The organism is Pedobacter chinensis (genome assembly GCF_003339865.1).
GTDB classification, from domain to species: Bacteria; Bacteroidota; Bacteroidia; order Sphingobacteriales; family Sphingobacteriaceae; genus Pedobacter; species Pedobacter chinensis.
Window position 1 is genome coordinate 101,586 of record NZ_QPKV01000004.1, and the last position, 22,866, is coordinate 124,451.

Annotated in this window: 21 protein-coding genes and 1 tRNA gene; 5 read left to right on the forward strand and 17 right to left on the reverse strand. The window is 38.1% G+C overall.

Features of this window, described 5'->3' with window-relative positions:
• Nucleotides 1–7 precede the first annotated feature (7 nt).
• The 15 genes from leuB to atpD form a co-directional block, all read right to left on the reverse strand.
• A complete protein-coding gene (leuB, locus tag DU508_RS10795) occupies nucleotides 8–1,099 on the reverse strand; it encodes a 3-isopropylmalate dehydrogenase (RefSeq protein ID WP_115402834.1) in 1,092 nt (363 codons plus the stop codon).
• Nucleotides 1,100–1,143: 44 nt separating this feature from the next.
• Nucleotides 1,144–2,646, reverse strand: coding sequence for an ATP-binding cassette domain-containing protein (locus DU508_RS10800; RefSeq protein WP_115402835.1), 1,503 nt, complete (start codon nucleotides 2,644–2,646; stop codon nucleotides 1,144–1,146).
• Between the two features lie 239 nt (nucleotides 2,647–2,885).
• The gene (gene leuD / locus DU508_RS10805) at nucleotides 2,886–3,467 is read right to left on the reverse strand and encodes a 3-isopropylmalate dehydratase small subunit (protein WP_115402836.1); all 582 of its coding nucleotides are present in this window, start codon (nucleotides 3,465–3,467) and stop codon (nucleotides 2,886–2,888) included.
• A gap of 69 nt (nucleotides 3,468–3,536) precedes the next feature.
• Nucleotides 3,537–4,301: a class I SAM-dependent methyltransferase gene (locus tag DU508_RS10810; RefSeq protein ID WP_115402837.1), complete on the reverse strand. Its 765-nt coding sequence runs from the start codon at nucleotides 4,299–4,301 to the stop codon at nucleotides 3,537–3,539.
• A gap of 13 nt (nucleotides 4,302–4,314) precedes the next feature.
• Complete coding sequence (locus DU508_RS10815; protein ID WP_115402838.1) at nucleotides 4,315–4,761, reverse strand: antibiotic biosynthesis monooxygenase family protein; 447 nt, start codon at nucleotides 4,759–4,761, stop codon at nucleotides 4,315–4,317.
• Between the two features lie 697 nt (nucleotides 4,762–5,458).
• Complete coding sequence (gene leuC, locus DU508_RS10820) at nucleotides 5,459–6,871, reverse strand: 3-isopropylmalate dehydratase large subunit (protein WP_115402839.1); 1,413 nt, start codon at nucleotides 6,869–6,871, stop codon at nucleotides 5,459–5,461.
• Between the two features lie 88 nt (nucleotides 6,872–6,959).
• Nucleotides 6,960–8,441 (reverse strand): ketol-acid reductoisomerase, encoded by a 1,482-nt coding sequence (ilvC, locus tag DU508_RS10825; RefSeq protein ID WP_115402840.1) that lies wholly within the window; start codon nucleotides 8,439–8,441, stop codon nucleotides 6,960–6,962.
• A 341-nt stretch (nucleotides 8,442–8,782) separates the two neighbouring features.
• Nucleotides 8,783–9,253, reverse strand: a complete 471-nt coding sequence (locus DU508_RS10830) for a DinB family protein (protein WP_233509494.1) — start codon at nucleotides 9,251–9,253, stop codon at nucleotides 8,783–8,785.
• 101 nt (nucleotides 9,254–9,354) lie between these two features.
• Complete coding sequence (gene ilvN, locus DU508_RS10835) at nucleotides 9,355–9,993, reverse strand: acetolactate synthase small subunit (RefSeq protein WP_115402842.1); 639 nt, start codon at nucleotides 9,991–9,993, stop codon at nucleotides 9,355–9,357.
• Nucleotides 9,994–10,046: 53 nt separating this feature from the next.
• Nucleotides 10,047–11,798, reverse strand: coding sequence for a biosynthetic-type acetolactate synthase large subunit (gene ilvB, locus DU508_RS10840; RefSeq protein ID WP_115402843.1), 1,752 nt, complete (start codon nucleotides 11,796–11,798; stop codon nucleotides 10,047–10,049).
• Nucleotides 11,799–11,819: 21 nt separating this feature from the next.
• Nucleotides 11,820–12,389, reverse strand: coding sequence for an ORF6N domain-containing protein (locus DU508_RS10845; RefSeq protein ID WP_115402844.1), 570 nt, complete (start codon nucleotides 12,387–12,389; stop codon nucleotides 11,820–11,822).
• A gap of 171 nt (nucleotides 12,390–12,560) precedes the next feature.
• Nucleotides 12,561–14,243 carry a dihydroxy-acid dehydratase gene (ilvD, locus tag DU508_RS10850; RefSeq protein ID WP_115402845.1) on the reverse strand — a complete coding sequence of 561 codons (1,683 nt, stop codon included), beginning with the start codon at nucleotides 14,241–14,243 and terminating at the stop codon, nucleotides 12,561–12,563.
• 99 nt (nucleotides 14,244–14,342) lie between these two features.
• Entirely contained in the window at nucleotides 14,343–15,233 is an 891-nt protein-coding gene (gene ilvE, locus DU508_RS10855) for a branched-chain-amino-acid transaminase (RefSeq protein WP_115402846.1), read from the reverse strand.
• Nucleotides 15,234–16,241: 1,008 nt separating this feature from the next.
• Nucleotides 16,242–16,487 carry an ATP synthase F1 subunit epsilon gene (gene atpC / locus DU508_RS10865; RefSeq protein ID WP_115402848.1) on the reverse strand — a complete coding sequence of 82 codons (246 nt, stop codon included), beginning with the start codon at nucleotides 16,485–16,487 and terminating at the stop codon, nucleotides 16,242–16,244.
• A gap of 87 nt (nucleotides 16,488–16,574) precedes the next feature.
• Entirely contained in the window at nucleotides 16,575–18,077 is a 1,503-nt protein-coding gene (gene atpD, locus DU508_RS10870) for a F0F1 ATP synthase subunit beta (RefSeq protein ID WP_115402849.1), read from the reverse strand.
• 161 nt (nucleotides 18,078–18,238) lie between these two features.
• Between atpD and DU508_RS10875 the strand changes: the two genes are divergently transcribed.
• The 5 genes from DU508_RS10875 to obgE all read left to right on the forward strand — a co-directional run bounded on the left by DU508_RS10875 (nucleotide 18,239) and on the right by obgE (nucleotide 21,970).
• Complete coding sequence (locus DU508_RS10875; protein ID WP_115402850.1) at nucleotides 18,239–19,147, forward strand: SDR family oxidoreductase; 909 nt, start codon at nucleotides 18,239–18,241, stop codon at nucleotides 19,145–19,147.
• A gap of 183 nt (nucleotides 19,148–19,330) precedes the next feature.
• A complete protein-coding gene (locus DU508_RS10880; RefSeq protein ID WP_115402851.1) occupies nucleotides 19,331–19,795 on the forward strand; it encodes a redoxin domain-containing protein in 465 nt (154 codons plus the stop codon).
• A 98-nt stretch (nucleotides 19,796–19,893) separates the two neighbouring features.
• Nucleotides 19,894–19,967, forward strand: a tRNA-Arg gene (locus tag DU508_RS10885).
• Nucleotides 19,968–20,330: 363 nt separating this feature from the next.
• The gene (locus DU508_RS10890; RefSeq protein ID WP_115402852.1) at nucleotides 20,331–20,900 is read left to right on the forward strand and encodes an adenylate kinase; all 570 of its coding nucleotides are present in this window, start codon (nucleotides 20,331–20,333) and stop codon (nucleotides 20,898–20,900) included.
• 74 nt (nucleotides 20,901–20,974) lie between these two features.
• Nucleotides 20,975–21,970, forward strand: coding sequence for a GTPase ObgE (gene obgE, locus DU508_RS10895; RefSeq protein WP_115402853.1), 996 nt, complete (start codon nucleotides 20,975–20,977; stop codon nucleotides 21,968–21,970).
• Between the two features lie 35 nt (nucleotides 21,971–22,005).
• On the opposite strand, the gene DU508_RS10900 is transcribed toward obgE, so the two are convergent.
• Entirely contained in the window at nucleotides 22,006–22,371 is a 366-nt protein-coding gene (locus tag DU508_RS10900; protein WP_115403326.1) for a helix-turn-helix domain-containing protein, read from the reverse strand.
• 71 nt (nucleotides 22,372–22,442) lie between these two features.
• On the reverse strand, nucleotides 22,443–22,745 hold the full coding sequence (locus DU508_RS10905; RefSeq protein ID WP_115402854.1) for a type II toxin-antitoxin system HigB family toxin: 303 nt from the start codon (nucleotides 22,743–22,745) through the stop codon (nucleotides 22,443–22,445).
• Nucleotides 22,746–22,866 lie beyond the last annotated feature (121 nt).

Consider the following 22,866-nt stretch of genomic DNA (forward strand, 5'->3'; position numbering starts at 1 on the left):
TTAAGGTTTAGGAAGTGATTAATTTTTGTGATAAGAATTTCAATACCAATTTGCCCATTTCGGCGGTACCCAAAACTTTAAACCGGTTAGTGTTTTGGTCAGCTATATCATGCGTTCTGAAACCATCTTTTAAAACTTCATCAATGGTATCAACCAATAATTTAGCCTCATCTTTTAAGCCGAAACCAATTTCAAGCATCAACGCTGCCGATAGGATGGAGGCCAATGGATTAGCTAAGTCCTTGCCCGCAATATCGTGCGCCGAACCATGAATGGGTTCAAAGAAACCTGTACTTTCGCCAACAGATGCCGATGCCAGCATACCCATTGAGCCAGCAATTTGCGAGGCTTCATCAGTAAGAATATCGCCAAATAAATTAGCAGTCAAAACCACATCAAATTTCTTTGGGTTTTTAATTAACTGCATGGCCGCATTATCGATAAACATGTGCTCTGTTTCTACATCAGGATATTGTTTTGCAATTTCCTGAACGGTTTCACGCCATAAACGCGAACTTTCTAAAACATTGGCTTTATCTACTGAACACAATCTTTTGCTACGTTGTTGTGCCGCCTGATAGGCTTTATGTGCAATGCGCTCTACCTCATAACGATGGTAAATCATTAAATCAGATGCCGTGTTTCTATCTTCCGAACGGTTTTTTTCGCCGAAGTATACATCGCCCGTTAACTCGCGGAAGAATAAAATATCTGTTCCTCTTAAAATTTCGGGTTTGATGCTTGATGCCTGAAGAAGTTCATCAAATAATAATATTGGGCGGAGGTTTGCAAATAAACCAAGTTCCTTACGAATTTTCAATAAACCTTGCTCAGGCCTAACTTTCAAACTTGGGTCATTGTCGTATTTGGCATGACCGATTGCACCGAAGAGGATTGCATCGCTTTTTCTCGCTTTTTCTAAAGTTTCATCTGGCAGTGGTTCTCCTGTAACTTCGATGGCCGCATGTCCCATTAAAGCCTCATCGAATACAAATTCATGTCCGAAAATTTCGGCAATTTTTTCTAATGATGCTTTTCCCCAGGTTGTTACTTCGGGTCCGATACCATCTCCGGGTATTACTAAAATGTTCTTCTTCATTGTATTATATATTGCCGTCATTGCGAGATATGAAGCAATCTCATTTAGATCGTACTGTGCAAAAGATTGCTTCGTATCTCGCAATGACGAGTTTTAGTGTTTAAACTTTCAACGACTTTTACTTCGCCTTTTTCTAATAATATTCTCTTTTCTATGCAGGTTGGCAGCTGCGATTCAAAATGGCCAACATAAATTAAGGTCATTCCATTGTTGCACAATTCATCAACCAATTGGTTAAAATGTTGTGTTTGCTGTTGGTCCAGGCCCTGGCATGGTTCATCCAGAATCAATAATTCTGGATTTTTAATAATGGTTCTTGCCAGCAAAACCAATCGTTGTTTCCCTAATGGGAGTGCACTCAATAGTTCGTTTTTGCTTTCCGTTAATCCGAAATATTCTACCAGCTCATCAACTTGTGCACTCTTTGAATAAGGCAGTTGCTGAAATAAACCAACCGTATCATAAAAGCCAGAAGCAATACTTTGCCAAACCGTTGCAGTAGCATCGAAATACCAGTGAAACTCCGGAGAGATTAACCCGATGTGCTGTTTAATATCCCAAATGCTTTCACCACTTCCACGCCTGTTACCGAACAGGTAAAGTTCATTAGCGTAAGATTGCGGGTGGTCGCCATTGATCAAACTTAACAAAGTTGATTTGCCAGAACCATTGTGCCCTTGCAATAACCATTTTTCGCCTGCCTTAACTTCCCAACTGATGTTTTTCAAAACCTGCTTTTCGCCATAGCTGATATTTACATCAACCATTTTGACAATGTTTTGAGAAGAATAAACAGGCGAGTCTTTTAAGAAATCAGGGATTTCCTTTGAATGTTTCTCCGTAACGGATGGTGCGTTTTCAATTGAATTGACTTCCCTTAACTGACCATCTTTTATTTCTGCAAAGCGATTGATGCAAGATGGCAATTCTGAATCGTTGCAGATTAAAATTAACTGAACACCTTCTGCGGCAATTTTATCCAACAGGATATTTAAGTTTTTTCGCGATGCTGCATCTAAACCTGTGTAAGGTTGATCGATGATTAACAATTGAGGTTTTAACCATAAGGCTTTAACCAATTGTAGTTTTTTGTGTTCTCCGCTGGATAATTCAATCAATTGTGAGCTTGCAAAAGAAGAAAAGTTTAATGCGGCTAAAATCGGTTCAACGCTATCAAAATGAAGTCCGTTTTCTTTGCCGTAACCAACCAATTCAGCGTGAACGGTTAGCGTATCTTTTGCCTGCTGACTGGTATAACGCTGCTGATAATAGAAATTTGCAACACCCTCTAAGTTTTTAAACTGATACCAGCTTTCAACAAACAAAACTTCTGCAGGTAAATGACTATCGGTATGGAAGTTGATTTTTACATCGCCAATTGCACTTTGCATCCCCGCTATTATTTTTGCCAAAGAAGTTTTTCCACTTCCACTGGTTCCGCTCAATACCCAGTTTTCGCCATAATTGATTGTCCAATTCAAATCCTTTAGCACCGCTTTTTGCTGATACTTCAAGTTTAAATTAACTATTTGGACTACTGGTTGCATTTTTTTCTTGTTTTATCACTTAGAAACCTTAGTGCATCTAAGTTGGATTCGGTGTTGTATATTTCTGAGCGTTGCTTTTTACGGTCGTCATTGCGAGGTACGAAGCAATCTTAAAGCGATGGGTTGAAGTAACCTAGCGATAGTTGTAGGGTTGCTTCGTACCTCGCAATGACGAGTGTGTTAGCTTAATCTTTAAGCTTTAGCCTTTTAGCTCCTTCTACCTTTCGACCCTCTGCCTTCTACCTCTTCTCAAATTCTTCAATCAACTCTTTTTGGGCCAGGATGAAATCGATATCATCATAGCCATTAATTAAACATGATTTTTTGTAAGGATTAATTTCGAAAGATTCCTGTGCACCAGTTTCAACAATGGTTACCGTTTGGTTTTCTAAATCAACTTCAAGAGGAGATTTGGCATTATTGTCAACGGCCCTGAAAATTTGAGCCAGGAAATCTTCACTAACCTGAATAGGCAATAAACCATTATTCAGGGCATTCCCTTTAAAAATATCTGCAAAGAAACTGCTGATTACCACATCAAATCCAGCATCCTGAATGGCCCAAGCCGCATGTTCCCTGCTACTTCCACAGCCGAAATTTTTACCTGCAACCAAAACCTGACCATTGTAGGTTGGATTATTCATCACGAATTCTGGCTTTGGTGTATTATCCCCATTGTATCGCCAGTCGCGGAACAAGTTTTCGCCAAAACCTTCACGGGTAGTCGCTTTTAAAAACCTTGCAGGAATAATCTGATCGGTATCAATGTTCTCTATGTTTAAAGGCACTACTGCCGATGTTAATGTTGTGAATTTTTTCATTGTAATAGTATCAAGTAGCGAGTATCAAGTATCAAGACTTGTTTCGCTTTAGTCTTTATGCTTTTATCTTTAAGCTTTCTTCCAAGCTTTTATCCTCAGTCTTCTGTAATCTGCAATCCATTCTCCATTGATGAAATAATTGGGTTTCAGTATTTCAATGGCTAAATTCTTGATGGATTCAGCTTGTTCTTTATTCAGGTTTTTAAATGCGTGCTGCGCAAATTGGTTAATCCAAACATACATACCTTCTTCGCCAACTAACTTTGTTGGTCGGTCGAATAGCCAGGCTTGTTCCACTTCAAAACCCTTCGATTCCAGTAATGTGGTATAAACACTAACGGATGGAAAGAACCAAAAGTTGTTAACCACTTGATCTGTCAAACCAAGTTGCTCGGCAGCATTTGCGATTGCATCAGTTATACTTTTAACATTTCCCTTACCACCAAATTCTGCTACTAATCTTCCGCCAGGTTTCAAGCTTTTGAATAAGCCGTCAACCAAAGCATTCTGGTTTTCAATCCAGTGAAAAGTAGCATTGCTGAAAATTGCATCGAAGCTTTCATGGTAAGGTAGCTTGGTTCCATCAACCACTTCGAAATTTAGATTTGGATACGCGGCTTTCGCATTGTTTACCATATCTGCTGATGCATCGGTTCCTAAAACTATTGCACCACTTTCAGCGATTTGTGCAGCCAGCTGACCAGTTCCGCAACCCACATCTAAAATATGTTCATCGGCTTTCGGCGCTAACCATTGCAAAACATCCGCTCCGTAATCAGATACGAAATGATGTTGTTTGTCGTATAATGTTGCATCCCAAACTATTTCTGGCATAACTTTTTATTTTTTACCACCTTAGACAGCTAAGCTCATCTAAGAATATATTATTTATTTCTTTTCGCTTTGGTCTTTCAGCTTTAGTCTTAACCTCTAAATAATGTTCAACCATTGGAAAAGGCTCATAAAAATGGTGTAATAACTTTTTCCAATTCTGGTATTCCACCGAACCTCTGAAACCTTCTGTATGTGCCTCCAATGTTTCCCAGTTTACAAGTAGGATATATTTATCAGATTCTTCAATACACTTTTTCAGTTGATGAGAAATGTAACCATCCATTGAAGAAATGATTTTTTGTGCCTCCATAAACGCTTTCTCAAACTCAACTGATAAACCAGCTTTTACATTTAATATCGCAACTTCTAAAACCCCTAAATCCCCTAAAGGGGACTTTGACTTTCTATCGTTTAACTCCAGACCTCTAAAGGGACTTTCTGTTTTATCGTCTACGCTCATTAATGCTCACACTTTTACAATTTGCCTTTACTTTAAACCCTCCGCCTTTTAACCTTTTCAATCATTTCCTTCACATCCGTAATCTTGCCTCTGATCTTACTAATAAGATTGCTTCGTACCTCCGCAATGACGAGTGGGTTAGGCATTTTGCAAAAACCTTCAGCCTTTCGACCTTCAACCTTTAACCTTTTCAAGCATTTCCTTCACATCCGTATCTTGCCTCTGATCTTACTAATAAGATTGCTTCGTACCTCGCAATGACGAGTGGGTTAGGCATTTTGCAAAAACCTCAAACCTTTTACCTTCAACCTTTAACCTTTTCAAGCATTTCCTTCACATCCGTAATCTTACCTCTGATCTTACTAATAAGATTGCTTCGTGCCTCGCAATGACGAATGGGTTAGGCATTTTGCAAAAACCTTCAGCCTTTCGACCTTCAACCTTCAACCTTTTCAAGCATTTCCTTCACATCCGTAATCTTGCCTCTGATCTTACTAATAAGATTGCTTCGTACCTCGCAACGACGAGTGGGTTAGGCATTTTGCAAAAACATTAAACCTTTTACCTTCAACCTTTAACCTTTTCAATCATTTCCTTCACATCCGTAATCTTGCCTCTGATCTTACTAATAAGATTGCTTCGTACCTCGCAATGACGAGTAGGTTAGGCATTTTGCAAAAACCTTAAACTTCAACCTTTAACCTTCAACCTTCTCTAGCATTTCCCTCACATCCGTAATCTTACCTGTTACAGCAGCTGCTGCGGCAGTTAAGGGACTCGCCAATAATGTACGTGCATTTTGTCCCTGTCTGCCCTCAAAATTTCTGTTAGATGTAGAAACACAGTATTTGCCAGCAGGAATTTTATCTTCATTCATTCCTAAGCAAGCACTGCACCCAGGTTCACGTAATTGAAAACCAGCAGCCTCGAAAATTTTATCCAAACCTTCGTTTTTAGCTTGTTGTTCAACTTGCTTCGACCCTGGAACAATCCAAACCGTTACGTTATCTGCCTTGCGTTTATCTTTTACGAAATCTGCAACCTCTCGCAAATCTTCGATACGGGAGTTGGTACAACTTCCAATGAAAACATAATCAACTGGTTTGCCAATTAACGATGCATCATCATCAAAACCCATGTAATCCAAAGCCTTTTGATAAGAAAGTTTTTCTTTCTCAGGTTGAGCATCGGTTGCTGGGATGTGTTCCTTAATACCCATTCCCATTCCAGGGTTGGTACCATAGGTAATCATTGGCGCAATTGCTGCCGCATCGAAAGTTAAAACACTATCGAATTTTGCATCAGCATCGCTGTATAAAGTTTTCCAGTAAGCTAAAGCTTTATCCCACTCTTCGCCAGCTGGCGCAAATTCTCTTCCTTTTATGTAATCGAAAGTGGTTTGATCTGGTGCAATTAAACCACCTCTTGCACCCATTTCTATACTCATGTTACAAATCGTCATACGAGCCTCCATACTTAAAGCCTCAATTGCCGAACCTGCATATTCAATGAAATAACCTGTGCCACCAGCGGCAGAAATTTGAGAAATAATATACAGGATAATGTCTTTCGCACCAACGCCTTTTCCAAGTGTTCCGTTTACTTCGATTTTCATGGTTTTAGGTTTCGATTGCAATAAACATTGCGTGGCAAAAACCTGCTCCACCTGTGATGTTCCGATACCGAAGGCAATCGCCCCGAAAGCACCGTGCGTAGAGGTGTGACTATCGCCACAAACCATTGTTTTTCCTGGTAAGGTAATACCCAATTCAGGACCAATCACGTGAACAATGCCCTGAAACGGATGTCCTAAACCATAAAGTTCAATCCCAAATTCCGCACAATTTTTAGTCAGCATATCCACCTGGTAACGAGATAGCTCTTCTTTAATTGGCAATAATTGGTTTAAAGTTGGTACGTTATGGTCGGCAGTAGCCACCGTTTGGTTTGGACGAAAAACAGGCAAGCCTCTTTTGCGTAAACCATCAAAAGCCTGCGGAGAAGTTACCTCGTGTATTAAGTGTGTATCAATGTATAAAATATCAGGAAACCCTTCTTCACTTTTTACAACGTGTGCGTCCCAAATTTTTTCTACTAATGTTTTTGACATTTTGCCCCCTAACCCCCTAAAGGGGGAATTTAAAGTTTATAATTATATTTTAACCCATATCCAAAAGCCCCTTTTAGGGGGTTGGGGGTTATGCAGTTTTAATTGCTTTCATTGCGGTCATTGCCTTACGCAAAGTAGCCCCAATTTGTTCTACCTGATGAGAACGGATTGCTTCGTTAACATCAATTAATTTTCTGTTATCAACCGCACCATCTTTACCTTCGTTAAAGTTTTTACCCACCAAATCAGTATCTACTTTTTTCATGAAATCAGCTAGTAACGGTTTGCAAGCCTGATCAAATAAATAACACCCATATTCAGCAGTATCAGAAATTACACGGTTCATTTCGAACAATTTTTTACGGGCAATGGTATTCGCAATCAGTGGTGTTTCGTGTAATGATTCGTAATAAGCAGATTCAGGCTTGATCCCCGCCTGAACCATCGTTTCGAAAGCCAATTCAACACCGGCACGAACGAAAGCAACCATTAAAAGGTAGTTGTCAAAATATTCTTGTTCGCCGATTTTAACATCGCCAGCAGGTGTTTTTTCGAAAGCAGTTTCGCCTGTTTCAGCTCTCCATTTCAATAAGTTTTTATCGCCATTGGCCCAATCTTCCATCATGGTGCGGCTAAATTCGCCACTCATAATATCATCCTGGTGTTTCTGGAATAACGGGCGCATGATAGCTTTCAATTCTTCTGAAATTTCAAAAGCTTTGATTTTGGCAACATTGCTCAATCTATCCATCATTGCAGTAATTCCACCTTGCTTTAAAGCTTCAGTAATTACTTCAACACCATATTGAACCAGTTTAGATGCGTAACCCGCGTCAATTCCTTTTTCTACCATCTTGTCGAAAGATAGAATAGAACCTGTTTGCAACAATCCGCAAAGGATAGTTTGTTCGCCCATTAAATCAGATTTCACTTCGGCTACGAAAGATGATTTTAACACACCCGCTCTGTGACCGCCAGTACCCACGCAATATGCTTTAGCCTGTGCTAATCCCTTACCTTGAGGATCATTTTCAGGGTGTACAGCAATTAAAGTTGGCACACCAAAACCGCGAACATATTCCGCTCTAACTTCGCTACCAGGGCATTTTGGTGCCACCATGATAACCGTTAAATCTTTACGGATCTGCATGCCTTCTTCCACAATATTGAAACCGTGTGAGTACAATAAAGTAGCGCCTTCTTTCATTAAAGGCATAATTGCGTTTACAACAGCAGTGTGTTGTTTATCTGGCGTAAGGTTAATAACCACATCAGCAGTCGGGATTAATTCTTCGTAAGTGCCTACTTTGAAGTTGTTTTCCGTAGCATTTTTCCACGAATCGCGTTTGCCTTCAATTGCTTCCTTGCGTAAAGTGTAGCTTACATCTAAACCACTATCTCTTAAATTTAAACCCTGGTTTAAGCCTTGTGCGCCACAACCTACAATGACCAGTTTTTTGCCTTTCAAAGCACTAACACCGTCCAGAAATTCTGAACTGTCCATGAAATCGCAAACACCCAATTGGTTTAATTTTTCTCTAAGAGGTAATGTGTTAAAATAATTTGACATCGTTTTATTGGTTAATATTATTTAGGTTATCAATTTTATATTTCATTTTTTCCTTCGGTTAATTACACTAATGAAGTGATTCCACCGATTTTTATTATTTATTGCTATGGTTCGTGTCCTTACGAAACATTTTTTGTGGTCTAATTATGAAAAGCAGGTTCAGTGCTTTTCGGTTCATTTAGTCCCGCTTTTCATTTCAATCTTTTTGCATTATGTCATTCGCTCCATTTCCGTCATTGCGAGGAGGAACAACGAAGCAATCTTTCCCGCAAATCATCCAAAAAGTATTTCCACTTCAATCGGGTTTATTTTACTCAGGTTCGGTGTGTTTACCCTAAACCCTAAACCTTTTCTAAACCTTTCTTCAACGCCCATGAATAACCAAAATGAAGGTTGTCATGTCCAATGGTTGTGATCAATATTTCTTCCACGCTATTCATTTCAACGCCATAAGTTGAAGTTGCAAAGGGAGTAATGTTTGAAAAAACTCCATTAGCATAATCCACTTTTATCTTTTCAATACTTTCTAATGCTATAGCTTTCAATTCTGCTACTTCTTCTTCCGTTACTGTGTAAGTCGGTTTAGTATCTTTTCTATAAAACTCATTATACTTTACTGAACTGGCATCAGCTAAAATCCCGGTGCGCACATAACAAAGTGTTTGTGTGCTCACTACGATATGGCCAAAGTTCCAGATGATGTTGTTGTTGTAACCATCAGGAATTTTATTCAATTGTTCGATGGTTAAACCATCAATTAGCTGAATAAATGCCTTGCGTGAGTTGATTATAAATTCAAATACCTGATTCATTATTTTTTATTTAACCGCAAAGAGCACAAAGCTTTTTCGCAAAGGTCGCTAAGCATTATGCTTGCCTTATACCTTCAACCTTTTTGCCCTCTACCTTTATATTACATCGTAAAAATCTTCTCGCCCTTATCCAAAAACTCATTTTCAATCAGCTCTTCTCCGGGTTCAAAAGCCTCAAATTCTTTCAGCTTTTCGTGAAAACCAGCACTGTCTTTAATAATGGCAACTCTTGCCGAACGAACAAATTCAATCAGTTCATAAGGTTCAAGGGCTTTTACCAAAGCATCAGTTTCTTCTCTATGGCCAGTAACTGCAAAAACCGTATAATCTTTACGAATCACTACGGCACTGGCTCCGTATTGTCTCAACAAACGCTCTACTGTTACTTTTTCGGCAATTTCATCAGTAGAAACTTTGTACAAAGCCAATTCCTGCCAGATAATTTCCTCGTTGGTGTTGAAATAAACTTTCAATACTTCAATTTGCTTTTCAATCTGGCGGGCAAGCTTTCTAACCACTTCATAACTTTCTGTAATCACGATATTGAAACGGTGTATGCCATCAATCTCAGATGGAGAAGTATTTAAACTTTCGATATTGATTTTCCTTTTAGAGAAAATAATCGCAATCCTGTTTAATAAACCAATGCGATTTTCAGCATAAACCGTAATGGTATATTCCTGCTTTCCATCTAAATCGGCTTTATCTATTTTATGTTCTATTTTATTTTCAGTACTCATGATAATTTCTTTTGGCAATGCTTTTTGCTTTAGTCCTTTGCTATCCTTCCGCCTTATTTCAGTCTAATTTCACTTACGCTCATTCCCTGCGGAACCATTGGGAAAACGTTATTTTCTCTGCCTACCATAACTTCCAGCAGATAAGAACCTTCATGGTTAATCATGGTTTCTAAAGCTGTTCTTAAGTTTGCACGCTCATCAACTTTATCTGCCTCAATGTAATACGCTTTAGCTAAAGCCACAAAATCAGGACTGGTGATGTTCACAAACGAATAGCGTTTATCGTGGAATAACTGTTGCCATTGACGAACCATTCCTAAAAAGCGGTTGTTCAAAATCAAGATTTTCACTGCAGCACCAAATTGCATAATCGTCCCCAATTCTTGTGGCGTCATCTGGAAACCCCCATCGCCAATAATGGCAATAACAGTTTTGTTTGGTGCGCCATACTTTGCTCCGATTGCTGCTGGTAAACCAAAACCCATTGTACCTAATCCGCCAGAGGTAATATTGCTACGCGTGTTGTTGAACTTCGCATAACGGCAAGCTACCATTTGGTGTTGACCAACATCCGTTACAATTACCGCATCTCCGCCACAAATTTCGTTGATGTTACGCAATACTTCGCCCATTGTCATTTCATCACCTTCAGGATAAAGTTCTGGCGTAATAACCTGATCGATTTCCTGTTGGTTATAATCTCTGAACTTAGCTAACCAGTCTTCGTGTTTACGTTCATTTACCAAATTGGTTAACAGTGGCAAAGTTTCCTTACAATCGCCCCAAACACCAACCTCAGCTTTAACATTTTTATCAATTTCGGCGGGATCAATATCCAAATGAACAATTTTGGCCTGTTTTGCATATTTATCTAAACGACCTGTTACACGGTCATCGAAACGCATTCCAATTGCGATGATTACATCAGCCTCGTTAGTGAGAACATTTGGGCCATAGTTGCCATGCATGCCCAACATGCCAACATTTAATGGGTGCGAAGTTGGTATGGCTCCTTCACCCATGATGGTCCAGGCGGCTGGAATACCACTTTTTTCGATGAAAGCTTTAAATTCTTCTTCTGCGGTACCTAAAATAACACCCTGACCAAATAGTACGAATGGTTTTTTAGCAGTATTGATTAATGCTGCTGCCTGCTCAATATATTCAACCCGAACTTTTGGTTTCGGACGGTAAGAGCGGATATGATTGCACTTTACATATTCGGGGAATTCCTCAACCTGTAACTGTGCATTTTTGGTAATATCAATTAAAACTGGTCCTGGCCTGCCGCTTTTAGCAATGTAAAAAGCTTTTGCCAAAACTTCAGGGATTTCTTTTGCGTCTGTAACCTGATAATTCCATTTGGTAACAGGCGTAGTAATGTTGATTACATCTGTCTCCTGGAAGGCATCAGTTCCTAATAAATGCGCAAAAACTTGTCCCGTGATGCAAACAAGAGGAGTGCTATCGATTTGAGCATCGGCCAAACCTGTAACTAAGTTTGTTGCACCTGGTCCGCTGGTTGCGAACACCACACCTACTTCGCCGCTTGCTCTGGCAAATCCCTGAGCAGCATGGATACCACCTTGCTCATGACGGACTAAAATATGCTGTAATTTATCTGCGTAATCGTAAAGTGCATCATAAATCGGCATGATTGCGCCGCCTGGATAACCGAAAATGGTGGTTACGCCTTCCTCAATTAATCCATTCAACAAAACCTGCGAGCCTGTTCCTTTGAATAAGGTTTTTGAGGTTTCTGCTTTCGCCTCGGTTTGTTGTAGTGTATCTTGTGCAGTTTCCATAATTATGTTTTTGCGGTTCTATTATTCTTTAATTTTAAACCCAATTCTTTCTCTGTCTTTCCACTTCAATTGTGCAATTTTCTCGTCTATTAAATTTTCCATTGCATCATAAAGCTCATTTAGCTGAACATCATGTTCGCCTATCCGTTCTTTAATTTCTATTAGCTGTTCGCTAATGTTGCTCTGCTTTAGCAAAATTTTCCGAACGTCAACAAATGCTCTCATAATGGCAATGTTCATGTTAATTGCCTTGTCACTTTTCAAAACACCACTCAGCATGGCTACACCTTGTTCGGTAAATGCGTAAGGTAAATTACCTCTATGTTTTTGCGAACCGGTCACAATTTGTGACCGGTTCATGTTTCCAGCTAATGAAGAATTGATTTTTTCATTTTGTATAGAAACATTTAGCCATTCATCTGGAGTTAACTGAAACATAAAATCTTCTGGAAAACGCTTTATGTTTCGTTTCACGGCTTGATTCAATGCTTTTGTTTCAACTTCATAAAGTGATGCCAAATCGAAATCTAACATAACTCTTTCATCCCTTATTGTGTAAATTCTACTTTGAATGCTTTTAATAATTTGCATATCTTTTTCATTTTAATATTAATTTATTGTCGGGATGACTTCAATTTAATATTTCATTTATATTCCAAAATCATGGTTCGTATCCCTACGAATTACCTTTGCCCTGGTTTGTGTCTTACGACCAATATTTCATTTCGTGAAGACACGAACCGAGGCCTAAGGACTTCAAATTTAATATTCATCAGTTACACAGCCACTTGCTGCATCTGAAACTGTTTTAGCATATTTATACAACACACCTTTTGTTACCTTCAAGGCTGGTTGTACATAGTTTTTTCTTCGCTCTGCGATAACCTCTTCGCTTACCTGTAGGCTAATAATGTTATTTACTGCATCGATTAAAATCGGATCTTCATCTTCAACCAAACCAATTAGGCCACCTTTGTAAGATTCTGGTGTAATGTGGCCAACCACAAAACCGTGTGTACCACCAGAGAAACGGCCATCAGTGATCAGAGCGACTGACTTACCCAAACCAGCACCAATAATTGCTGAAGTAGGTTTCAACATCTCGGGCATTCCCGGAGCACCAACCGGGCCAGCATTTTTAATCACAATTACATCTCCTGGTTGAACTCTTCCACTGGAAATACCAGCAATCAGATCATGTTCGCCATCAAATACACGGGCTGGACCTTCAAATTTTTCTCCCTCTTTCCCGGAAATTTTTGCAACTGAGCCTTTTTCGGCCAGGTTTCCGTAGAGAATCTGTAAGTGACCAGTTGCTTTAATTGGCTCACTGATTTTTTGAATGATTTTTTGATCGTAATCCATAACCGATTTCACATCAGCCAGATTTTCGGCTAAGGTTTTTCCGGTTACAGTAAGGCAATCGCCATGTAATAAACCTTCATTTAATAAATATTTTAACACTGCCGGGATACCACCATATTGATGTAAATCCTGCATTAAGTATTTTCCGCTAGGTTTGAAATCGGCCAAAACAGGGGTTTCATCGCTCATGCGCTGAAAATCATCCTGAGTTACTTCTACACCAATTGCTTTACCAATTGCAATAAAATGTAACACCGCATTTGTACTTCCACCTAAAATAATAATGGCACGAATAGCATTTTCAAATGCCTTTCTGGTCATGATATCTGATGGTTTAATATCTTTTTCCAGTAAAATTCTGATGTATTTTCCAGCATCCAAACACTCCTGTTTTTTCTCTTCACTAACCGCTGGGTTTGAAGAAGAATAAGGCAAACTCATGCCCAACGCTTCAATCGCAGCAGCCATGGTATTGGCAGTGTACATACCACCGCATGCGCCCGCACCAGGACAAGTATGTTTAATAATCCCCTGGTAATCTTCTTCTGAAAGGTTGCCGCAGATTTTTTGGCCTAAAGCTTCAAAAGCAGAAACGATATTTAATTCTTCACCTTTATAGTGTCCGGGAGCAATGGTGCCACCATAAACCATAATCGAAGGGCGATCTAAACGGGCCATTGCCATAATTGCACCAGGCATATTTTTATCGCAACCAGGAATGGCAATTATCCCATCATAATACTGGCCACCGCAAATGGTTTCGATACTATCTGCAATCACATCACGGCTTACCAAAGAGTAACGCATTCCATCGGTGCCATTGCTCATGCCATCACTTACCCCGATGGTGTTAAAAACCAAACCCACTAAATCATTTTTCCAGACTCCCGCTTTAACGTCTTTTGCAAGGTCGTTAAGGTGCATATTGCAGGTGTTACCATCGTAACCCATGCTTGCAATACCCACCTGTGCTTTTGCCATATCTGCATCGGTTAAACCGATGCCGTAAAGCATGGCCTGCGCCGCAGGTTGTGTTGGATCTTGTGTAAATGTTTTACTGTATTTATTGATTTCGTTCATTTATATTATATGGTTGGTTAATCGTAAAAGTGGTTAATCGGTTAATTGTTAGAATAGCAAACCTGTCAATTAAACAGCTTAAACCATTCAATAGTTAACCTATATAATTACCTCATAATTTACTTTTTCAAGCACGAGGTTTTTGTAGGCACGTTGTATGGTGTAACCGATAGATTCTCTCCAAAGTGTACGGAAAACAATATCATCTATTGAGGCAATCCCTGCAATTTCTGTGGCTGTTCCGCATAAAAAGGCGCTGTCTGCTTTTCTCAAATCCTCAACTGTTAATTTCTTTTCAATGCATTCGATATCTAAAACTGCACAAAGCTCTTTTACCGTTGCCCTGGTGATTCCAGGTAAAATGTTTCCTAAAGATGGTGTATAAAGTTTACCATCTTTCTCTATGAAAATATTAGCACCCGATGCTTCAGCAACAAATCCATGCATATCTAAAAGCAAAGCCTCATCGTAACCTTTAATGTTTGCTGCGGTAGTAGCCAGAATTGAGTTTACGTAGTTTCCACTCAACTTTGCTTCCATCGGAGTGGATTTTGGATTCGGTCTTTCGTAATCTGAAATGGTTAATTTTAGCAGTTTGTTGCCAGAGTAAGCATCCCAATCCCATGCACAAATTAAAATGGAAACTCCACTAGGGCCATTTAACTTCATATTTGGGTGGCAAAAAACCAATGGACGGATATAGGCATCTTTCAATTTATTTAAAGTAAGCAGCTTATAGGTTTCTTTGATGAGTTCCTCTTTATCCCAAGGGAAAGGAATATTTGCCAGCTGGCATGAACGTTCCAAACGGTCAAAGTGAGCGGCAGCCTTAAAAATGCGGTTTCCGTTATGGGTTTTATAGGCCCTGATGCCTTCAAACGCTGCATATCCGTAGTGTAGCGACTGACCATAAAGATCTGTGCTGCTATCTACAGCTTTTTCAAACCGTCCATCAAGGTAAATAATCGTATTAGAATTATAGTATTTCATCTGTTTATTTCATTGTTTTTTCATCAGTCAGATGGAGCTTACCATGATTAAATAAGCATTCCACTTGTTGTTTCGGCTTTTTAATCATGGATGGTTCATAATACTGTGTTTTGTTATTTAAAAAAAGCGTCCCGTTTGTATCGGGACGCTTTAGGTATATTTAGTTTTTTAAATCTATTTAAAAGCTGCCCGTTTTCTTTCCAAGTAAAATATTTAGGAGTAGTAGGTTCAGAATAATGACAGGTAACAACACAACATTTCCAGCTGCAATTGTAGTAGCATTGTTTGAAAAAGTATTGTTTTGAATAGCCATTATTTCCTGATTCTTTATAAATACCAATTTAGTTTTTGGTTCATTAATATGCAAGAGAAATAAAAAAAAAGTGAAATAAGAATAATATTTCTAATATAGACAACATAACAAAATATTATTCTTAATGGAGGCTGAATTAGTGATTTAATGCCGATGGTTGTAGACCAAATATCAAAACGGTATACGGTATGTTTATTATGCTTGCATTATAAAATTTCTATTTTTCTTCCTAAAATTGGTTTTGTGCTGATTAAATTTTGAAATTTATGCAAATACGATAGCAACAAAACAGCTTTTTTAAAACTTAATAGAAAGAATTTTAAACGGTTATGATCCTATCGGAAATAATGATGTTATCGAATTCTTTTTGCTTTTCATTTAACTCTTTTTCAATATCGAAATCATCTTGTAAGCCATGCCAGAATTTAGCAGAATCTTAAGATTACTTTTCTAATTTATTAAAATGGAAGGATAGTTAGGGCTTGGATGTTTTTATGAATTACTGATCATTCTTAACTTTCCACCTCCAATAGTTTGAATTTCCAAAGGCATTTTAGAAAATACTATTCTATGTTTTTATGTTGCGTTACTAATGGTAAGTATGTAAGTATTTTTTATAAAAAAAGCCTTTCCGAAAAAATCGAAAAGGCTTTTCTTTTGAGATGCTGAATTTATTTCAGCATGACGAATTTCAATTAAGCAATACCTTCTGCTAAAACAACAATTTTATTGTGGATAGCTTCAACTACACCACCTTTAATAAAGAAGCGTTGCTCATCAGCTTTGTTTGCTTTTATAATAACTTCTCCATCTTCTAAAGTTGAGATGATCGGGGCGTGGTCTTTTAAAATCTGAAAAGAACCTAAAGTACCAGGAACAGTAACGGCTGTTACATCACCTTCGTAAACTTTTTTATCTGGAGTTAATATTTCTAAAGTCATTCTTTTTTAGATTTGAGTATCAAGTATCTGGTATCAAGTATCAAGATAGGGTTTCTAGTCTTGATACCTGATCCTGAAATCTCGATACTAGTTCGCTTCTGCTAATAATTTTTTACCTTTTTCGATTGCATCTTCGATGCTACCAACTAAGTTAAATGCAGCTTCAGGATACTCATCAACTTCACCATCCATGATCATGTTGAAACCTTTGATGGTATCTTTAATATCAACCAACACACCTTTTAAACCTGTAAATTGTTCTGCTACGTGGAAAGGTTGAGATAAGAAACGTTGAACACGACGAGCTCTTGATACCACTAATTTATCTTCTTCAGATAATTCGTCCATACCTAAAATCGCGATGATATCCTGTAATTCTTTATAACGTTGTAAAGTTTCTTTAACACGTTGTGCCGTGTTATAGTGCTCATCACCTAAAACAGCAGGAGAAAGGATACGTGAAGTAGAATCCAATGGATCTACTGCAGGGTAAATACCTAACTCAGCAATTTTACGCGAAAGTACTGTAGTTGCATCTAAGTGGGCAAATGTTGTTGCCGGTGCAGGGTCAGTTAAATCATCTGCTGGTACATATACCGCTTGTACTGATGTAATTGAACCACGTTTAGTTGAAGTAATACGCTCTTGCATTAAACCCATTTCAGTTGCCAACGTTGGTTGGTAACCTACTGCAGATGGCATACGGCCTAATAAAGCCGATACCTCAGAACCTGCCTGAGTAAAACGGAAAATGTTATCAACGAAGAAAAGGATGTCTTTTCCAGCACCTTCGCCTTCGCCATCACGGAAATATTCTGCAACGGTTAATCCTGATAAAGCCACACGAGCACGTGCACCAGGAGGCTCGTTCATTTGACCGAAAACCAATGTTGCTTTAGACTCTTTTAATTTCTCTGTGTCAACTGATTTTAAATCCCAACCACCTTTTTCCATTGAGTGTAAGAATTCATCACCATAGTTGATTACACCTGATTCGATAAACTCACGAAGTAAATCGTTACCCTCACGGGTACGCTCACCAACACCCGCGAACACTGATAAACCAGCATAAGCTTTAGCGATGTTGTTTACCAACTCCATGATTAATACGGTTTTACCAACACCAGCACCACCGAACAAACCAATTTTACCACCTTTTGCATAAGGCTCTAATAAATCGATCACTTTAATACCTGTGAAAAGTACTTCAGTTTCAGTTGATAAATCTTCAAACTTAGGAGGAGTTGCGTGAATAGGACGACCATCGGTTTTATCAACTGTGTTGATACCGTCAATCGCATCACCAACCACATTAAATAAACGACCTTTAATCTGGTCGCCAACTGGCATTTTAATCGCTGCACCAGTATCAACTACATCCATTCCACGAACCAAACCATCTGTAGAGTCCATTGAGATTGCACGAACGCGATCTTCACCTAAGTGTTGTTGAACCTCTAAAACAATTTTTTGTCCATTTTCTTTCGTTATCTCTAACGCATCAAAAATTTTAGGTAGATGGGCATCATCAGCAAAGCTAACGTCAACCACTGGGCCGATAATTTGTGCTATTTTTCCTAAGTTAGGCATATCTGTTGTGAGTAAATTTATTACAATCAATGAATTAAAGCTGTTTATAGGGGCTCCAATTCGGTTGGCAAAGTTAAGTTATTCTTGCTGAATTTTAAATATATATTATAAATTTTTTCAACATGGTTTTAATAGATAATTTAGAGCCATAAAATCAATATATGAAAACCATTTTAACAACAGGCAGCAACGGGCTTTTAGGACAAAAAATAACCGAAAAGGTCCTGGCCGAGAAAAGACTAAAACTCATTGCTACATCAAAAGGATCCAATCGTTATCCCGTAAAAGATGGTTACGAATATGCTGAAATGGATATCTTAAACCCCGGGCAAGTTAGGGCTGTTATTGAAGAATATAAACCAGATGCCATTATTCATACTGCTGCGATGACTAACGTTGATACTTGCGAAGCCAATAAAACTCTTTGTCATGAGCTCAATGTTGATGCAGTTCAAACTTTAGTGTCACTTTGCGAAGAAAAAGATATACAACTTATTCACTTAAGCACCGATTTCGTATTTGATGGTGCTGACGGACCATATAGAGAAGAAGATGCTGTTAACCCGGTCAGCTATTATGGGAAATCTAAAGTTCTTGCTGAAGAGTTGATCAAAAATGCTGATGCAAATTGGGCCATTCTTAGAACAATATTGGTTTACGGCATCACAAATGATATGAGTAGAAGTAATATTGTGCTCTGGGCCAAAGGGGCTTTAGAAAATGCTTTACCTATAAATGTAGTAAACGATCAATGGCGCACACCAACACTTGCTGAAGATTTGGCGGAGGCCTGTTTGCTATCTGTTGAAAAAAATGCACGGGGAATTTATCATATTTCTGGTAAAGATTACATGAGTATTGCAGATTTAGTGCGAAAAGTTGCCGATTATTGGGCATTGGATCAATCAATGATATCTGAGATTAGTTCTGAAAGTTTAAATCAAACTGCAAAGCGACCAGTACGAACTGGCTTTGTATTAGATAAGGCAATGAAGGATTTAGGCTATAATCCACATGGTTTTGAAGAGGGGTTAAGGATTGTAGATCGGCAAATCAAAGAGAAAGGATAATTTGGTTCATTGGTTATTGGTTCATTGGGCAAAACATACTAATGAAAGGGTTAGTTAATGAGCAATTGAACTAATGAACTATTGAACGGATTAAAATGGTTGAGGTATTTGGTACATGATCCTCCTGACAACTAAACGACTTAACAGCTTAACAACTAAACAATCTTAAATAAAATAAAAAATATGTCACTACAAATTGGCGATCAAGCCCCGGATTTTAAATTATACAGTTCTGATTTAACGGAAATTTCTCTATCAGCTTTTAGCGGCAAAAAAGTGGTTATCCATTTCTTTCCAATGGCCTTTACCGGTACTTGCACAGAACAATTATGCACAATGAGAGATAATTTTAGTTACTATGAGGGAATCAATGCCCAGGTTTTAGGAATCTCAGTTGATTCTCCCTTTGCTTTAGCTAAATTTAAGGAAGTTCAAAACTATCAGTTCCCTTTATTGTCAGATTTTAACAAAGAAGTATCAAAAGCTTATGATGCTTTTTATGATGAATTTGTATTTGGATTAAAAGGTGTTTCTAAAAGAGCAGCTTTTGTGATCGATGAAGAAGGGAAAGTTTTATACGCTGAGGTTTTGGAAGATGCTAAAGAATTGCCTGATTTTAAAGCAATTAATGAATCGCTGAACGCTTAGTTATCTGGTCGCAAAATAAAATACTAAGATTTTTTTAAATTTAATTGGAAATTAAAATCTCAAATTATACCTTTGCAGTCCGTTAACGATACGGAAACGCATTCGTAGCTCAACTGGATAGAGCATCTCACTACGGATGAGAAGGTTTGGGGTTCGAATCCCTACGAGTGCACAGGATAAAAAAGAGGATTTCATTCATCGAAATCCTCTTTTTTTGTTTATAATCATTTATTTAAGATCAATTTTTGCTCTTTTAATTGAAAAAATGTTTGATTATTTGGTCAGCTCCTTTATTTAATTGGGGAATATTCTGTAAATGATAACCAAAGCATAAGATTCTTTGTGAAATAGTTTAGATGAGTTTTAAACTGCCTCGCTTTTTAAATAAATTTCCGATTATAAATAGCATCTAAATTAATAATTATATATTTGCAGCCTTGAAAGGCAGTGCTTTGTTAATGAGTATGACTTTCATTTTTTGTAGAGCCATAGGATAAGGCTTTTTTTAATTTTAAAGACAACCTAAACCACGTTAATGCTTAATTTAGTCCTCTTTGGCCCCCCAGGGGCGGGTAAAGGCACCCAATCTGAAAAGCTGATAGAAAAATATCAGTTGGTACATGTTTCAACAGGCGATCTTTTTAGAGCACACGTTAAAGGAGAAACAGAGTTAGGAAAAAAAGTTAGCCAATTGTTAGCTGATGGAGAATTAGTACCGGATGCGATTACAATTGCCATGCTTGAAGAAGAAGTGGATAAAAACCCTGATGCAAAAGGATTCGTATTTGATGGTTTCCCTCGCACGGTTCCTCAGGCAAAAGAACTTGATTTATTTTTAGAGCGTAAAGGCAGTAAAATTGCCGGCGTAATCGCTTTAGATGTTGATCAGGAAGAATTAACAAAACGCATTGCTGAACGACATAAAGTGAGTGGTCGTCCGGATGATGATGCAGAAAAGTTGAAAAAACGTATTTCGGAATACTTTGAAAAAACAATCCATGTATTGCCTTATTACGAAGAGCAGGGAAAGTTGAAGAAAGTAAACGGAATTGGTGAAATAGAAAAAGTTTATAATGATCTTTGCGCTGTAATTGATCAGTTCTAAATAATTAAATTTTTAGTAAATGGCGGAAAGGATTTCAATTTTTTCCGCCATTTTTTATTTTAAAGATAAATAATATGTCTCAGGGTTCTAATTTCGTAGATTATGTAAAAATTTGTTGCCGTTCGGGTAAGGGCGGAGCAGGTTCGGCGCACTTACACCGCGATATTTTAACCTCCATGGGCGGTCCTGATGGTGGTGATGGCGGTCGTGGCGGCCACATTATTGTTAAGGGAAGCGTTCACATCTGGACATTGTTACATCTTAAGTACCGTAAACACATTATTGCTGAAGATGGTGGAGCGGGCGGCAGCTCTCATAAATTTGGCAAGCAAGGTAAGGATGAAATTCTAGAGGTTCCGCTAGGTACCATTGCTAAAGATGCTGAAACTGGCGAAGTGCTTTTTGAGATTACCAAGGATGGCGAAACCAAAATTTTAACAGCTGGTGGTCGTGGTGGTTTGGGTAATGCTCACTTCAAAAATGCAGTTCAGCAAACACCCCGCTTTGCACAACCTGGCGAGCCAGGTAAAGAGGTTTGGAACATTCTTGAGCTTAAAGTTTTAGCTGATGTAGGTTTGGTTGGTTTCCCCAATGCCGGCAAATCTACCTTGCTTTCTGTGGTTTCTGCAGCCAAGCCGGAAATTGCCGATTATCCATTCACTACAATAGTTCCGAATTTGGGTATTGTAAGTTATAGAGGTGGAAAATCCTTTGTAATGGCAGATATTCCGGGGATTATTGAAGGGGCATCAAAAGGAAAAGGTTTAGGTTATCGTTTTTTGCGCCACATTGAGCGTAACTCTGTTTTGTTGTTTATGGTTCCGGCCGATACCAGCAGAACAATTAAAGAAGAATATGAAATTCTGAAAAAAGAACTTCAATCATACAATCCTGAGTTAATGCAAAAACCACATGTTTTAGCAATTACCAAGTCGGATATGCTGGATGATGAATTGATGGAAGAAATGAAACAGGATCTGCCCAGTATACCGTCAATATTCATTTCATCGGTAGCACAAAAAAATCTCTTAGAGTTAAAAGATTTGCTTTGGAGAGCAATAGAAGGATAGTTTGGTTTATAACTAATTCTAAACGGATAGAAAATTTAAGCATGTGAAAGCAAAAATTCTGCATCAACATTTAATTCGGAATGAACAGATTTTAGAAATTGCACATCGGGTTTTTGTTTCCCATTCATAATTAACGAAAGTTTCGCGTTACTTACACGCAGTTTTTTTGCAAGGTCTTTTTGTTTCAGTTTTAACTCATACATGCGCATCTCTATTATGCCTGCAAGCGTTGACGGAGGCCGTATTTCATGTTTTTCTTGCTCATATGCTTGTGCTAACAATGCAAGATGACGAATTTCAGCTAATTCTTCTTGTGAAACGTTTTCACTTCCTTTAGCCATCAGGCTATCAATTTTGGCCATTACCGTATTGTAGTTGGCTTCTTTTTTTATTGCATTCATCAGTCCCATAGATAAATAGATATTTTAAATATTTAACTAACCGATTCTCCGCAGTTAGCCTAAGATGTTTATTATATCAGATTGCTGTTTTTTAGTTTGTCATACTCAGCATGTGTGCCAACAAATCTGATATATACAGTTCGTATATTGAAGAAAATCAATGCTATCAATCTATAGTTATTTCCTCTAATATTAAAAACATAACGGTCGTTACCAATTGCGTCTACTGAATTAAACATTTGTTTTATTTCGTGGAAACTACTCCAATCTGCTTGTGTTTGAGTAACTAATCTATACCAGTTATTTAAAGCGTCTTCTGCATCCGCATGTTTGATAATAAAATCTCTTATTATAGAATAACTGATTACAACCATCCCGTTTTAATATTTATTCAAATTTAGATAATTTTTTTAGACTATCTAAATTTTTTTTAGAATTTCATAAAAACAAGTAATGATCTTAATTTGGTATTTTTGCGTAACATCAGAGTTTTGT

What these genes read in the sequence shown, in the direction of transcription:
- ilvE (WP_115402846.1), bottom strand. Translation starts at nt 15,233, where the DNA reads ATGAAATACTATAATTCTAATACGATTATTTACCTTGATGGACGGTTT.
- DU508_RS10830 (WP_233509494.1), bottom strand. Translation starts at nt 9,253, where the DNA reads ATGAATCAGGTATTTGAATTTATAATCAACTCACGCAAGGCATTTATT.
- ilvN (WP_115402842.1), bottom strand. Translation starts at nt 9,993, where the DNA reads ATGAGTACTGAAAATAAAATAGAACATAAAATAGATAAAGCCGATTTA.
- DU508_RS10810 (WP_115402837.1), bottom strand. Translation starts at nt 4,301, where the DNA reads ATGCCAGAAATAGTTTGGGATGCAACATTATACGACAAACAACATCAT.
- leuB (WP_115402834.1), bottom strand. Translation starts at nt 1,099, where the DNA reads ATGAAGAAGAACATTTTAGTAATACCCGGAGATGGTATCGGACCCGAA.
- DU508_RS10875 (WP_115402850.1), top strand. Translation starts at nt 18,239, where the DNA reads ATGAAAACCATTTTAACAACAGGCAGCAACGGGCTTTTAGGACAAAAA.
- DU508_RS10890 (WP_115402852.1), top strand. Translation starts at nt 20,331, where the DNA reads ATGCTTAATTTAGTCCTCTTTGGCCCCCCAGGGGCGGGTAAAGGCACC.
- ilvC (WP_115402840.1), bottom strand. Translation starts at nt 8,441, where the DNA reads ATGTCAAATTATTTTAACACATTACCTCTTAGAGAAAAATTAAACCAA.
- DU508_RS10815 (WP_115402838.1), bottom strand. Translation starts at nt 4,761, where the DNA reads ATGAGCGTAGACGATAAAACAGAAAGTCCCTTTAGAGGTCTGGAGTTA.
- atpC (WP_115402848.1), bottom strand. Translation starts at nt 16,487, where the DNA reads ATGACTTTAGAAATATTAACTCCAGATAAAAAAGTTTACGAAGGTGAT.
- DU508_RS10880 (WP_115402851.1), top strand. Translation starts at nt 19,331, where the DNA reads ATGTCACTACAAATTGGCGATCAAGCCCCGGATTTTAAATTATACAGT.
- atpD (WP_115402849.1), bottom strand. Translation starts at nt 18,077, where the DNA reads ATGCCTAACTTAGGAAAAATAGCACAAATTATCGGCCCAGTGGTTGAC.
- leuD (WP_115402836.1), bottom strand. Translation starts at nt 3,467, where the DNA reads ATGAAAAAATTCACAACATTAACATCGGCAGTAGTGCCTTTAAACATA.
- ilvB (WP_115402843.1), bottom strand. Translation starts at nt 11,798, where the DNA reads ATGGAAACTGCACAAGATACACTACAACAAACCGAGGCGAAAGCAGAA.
- obgE (WP_115402853.1), top strand. Translation starts at nt 20,975, where the DNA reads ATGTCTCAGGGTTCTAATTTCGTAGATTATGTAAAAATTTGTTGCCGT.
- DU508_RS10905 (WP_115402854.1), bottom strand. Translation starts at nt 22,745, where the DNA reads ATGGTTGTAATCAGTTATTCTATAATAAGAGATTTTATTATCAAACAT.
- DU508_RS10845 (WP_115402844.1), bottom strand. Translation starts at nt 12,389, where the DNA reads ATGCAAATTATTAAAAGCATTCAAAGTAGAATTTACACAATAAGGGAT.
- ilvD (WP_115402845.1), bottom strand. Translation starts at nt 14,243, where the DNA reads ATGAACGAAATCAATAAATACAGTAAAACATTTACACAAGATCCAACA.
- DU508_RS10900 (WP_115403326.1), bottom strand. Translation starts at nt 22,371, where the DNA reads ATGAATGCAATAAAAAAAGAAGCCAACTACAATACGGTAATGGCCAAA.
- leuC (WP_115402839.1), bottom strand. Translation starts at nt 6,871, where the DNA reads ATGTCAAAAACATTAGTAGAAAAAATTTGGGACGCACACGTTGTAAAA.
- DU508_RS10800 (WP_115402835.1), bottom strand. Translation starts at nt 2,646, where the DNA reads ATGCAACCAGTAGTCCAAATAGTTAATTTAAACTTGAAGTATCAGCAA.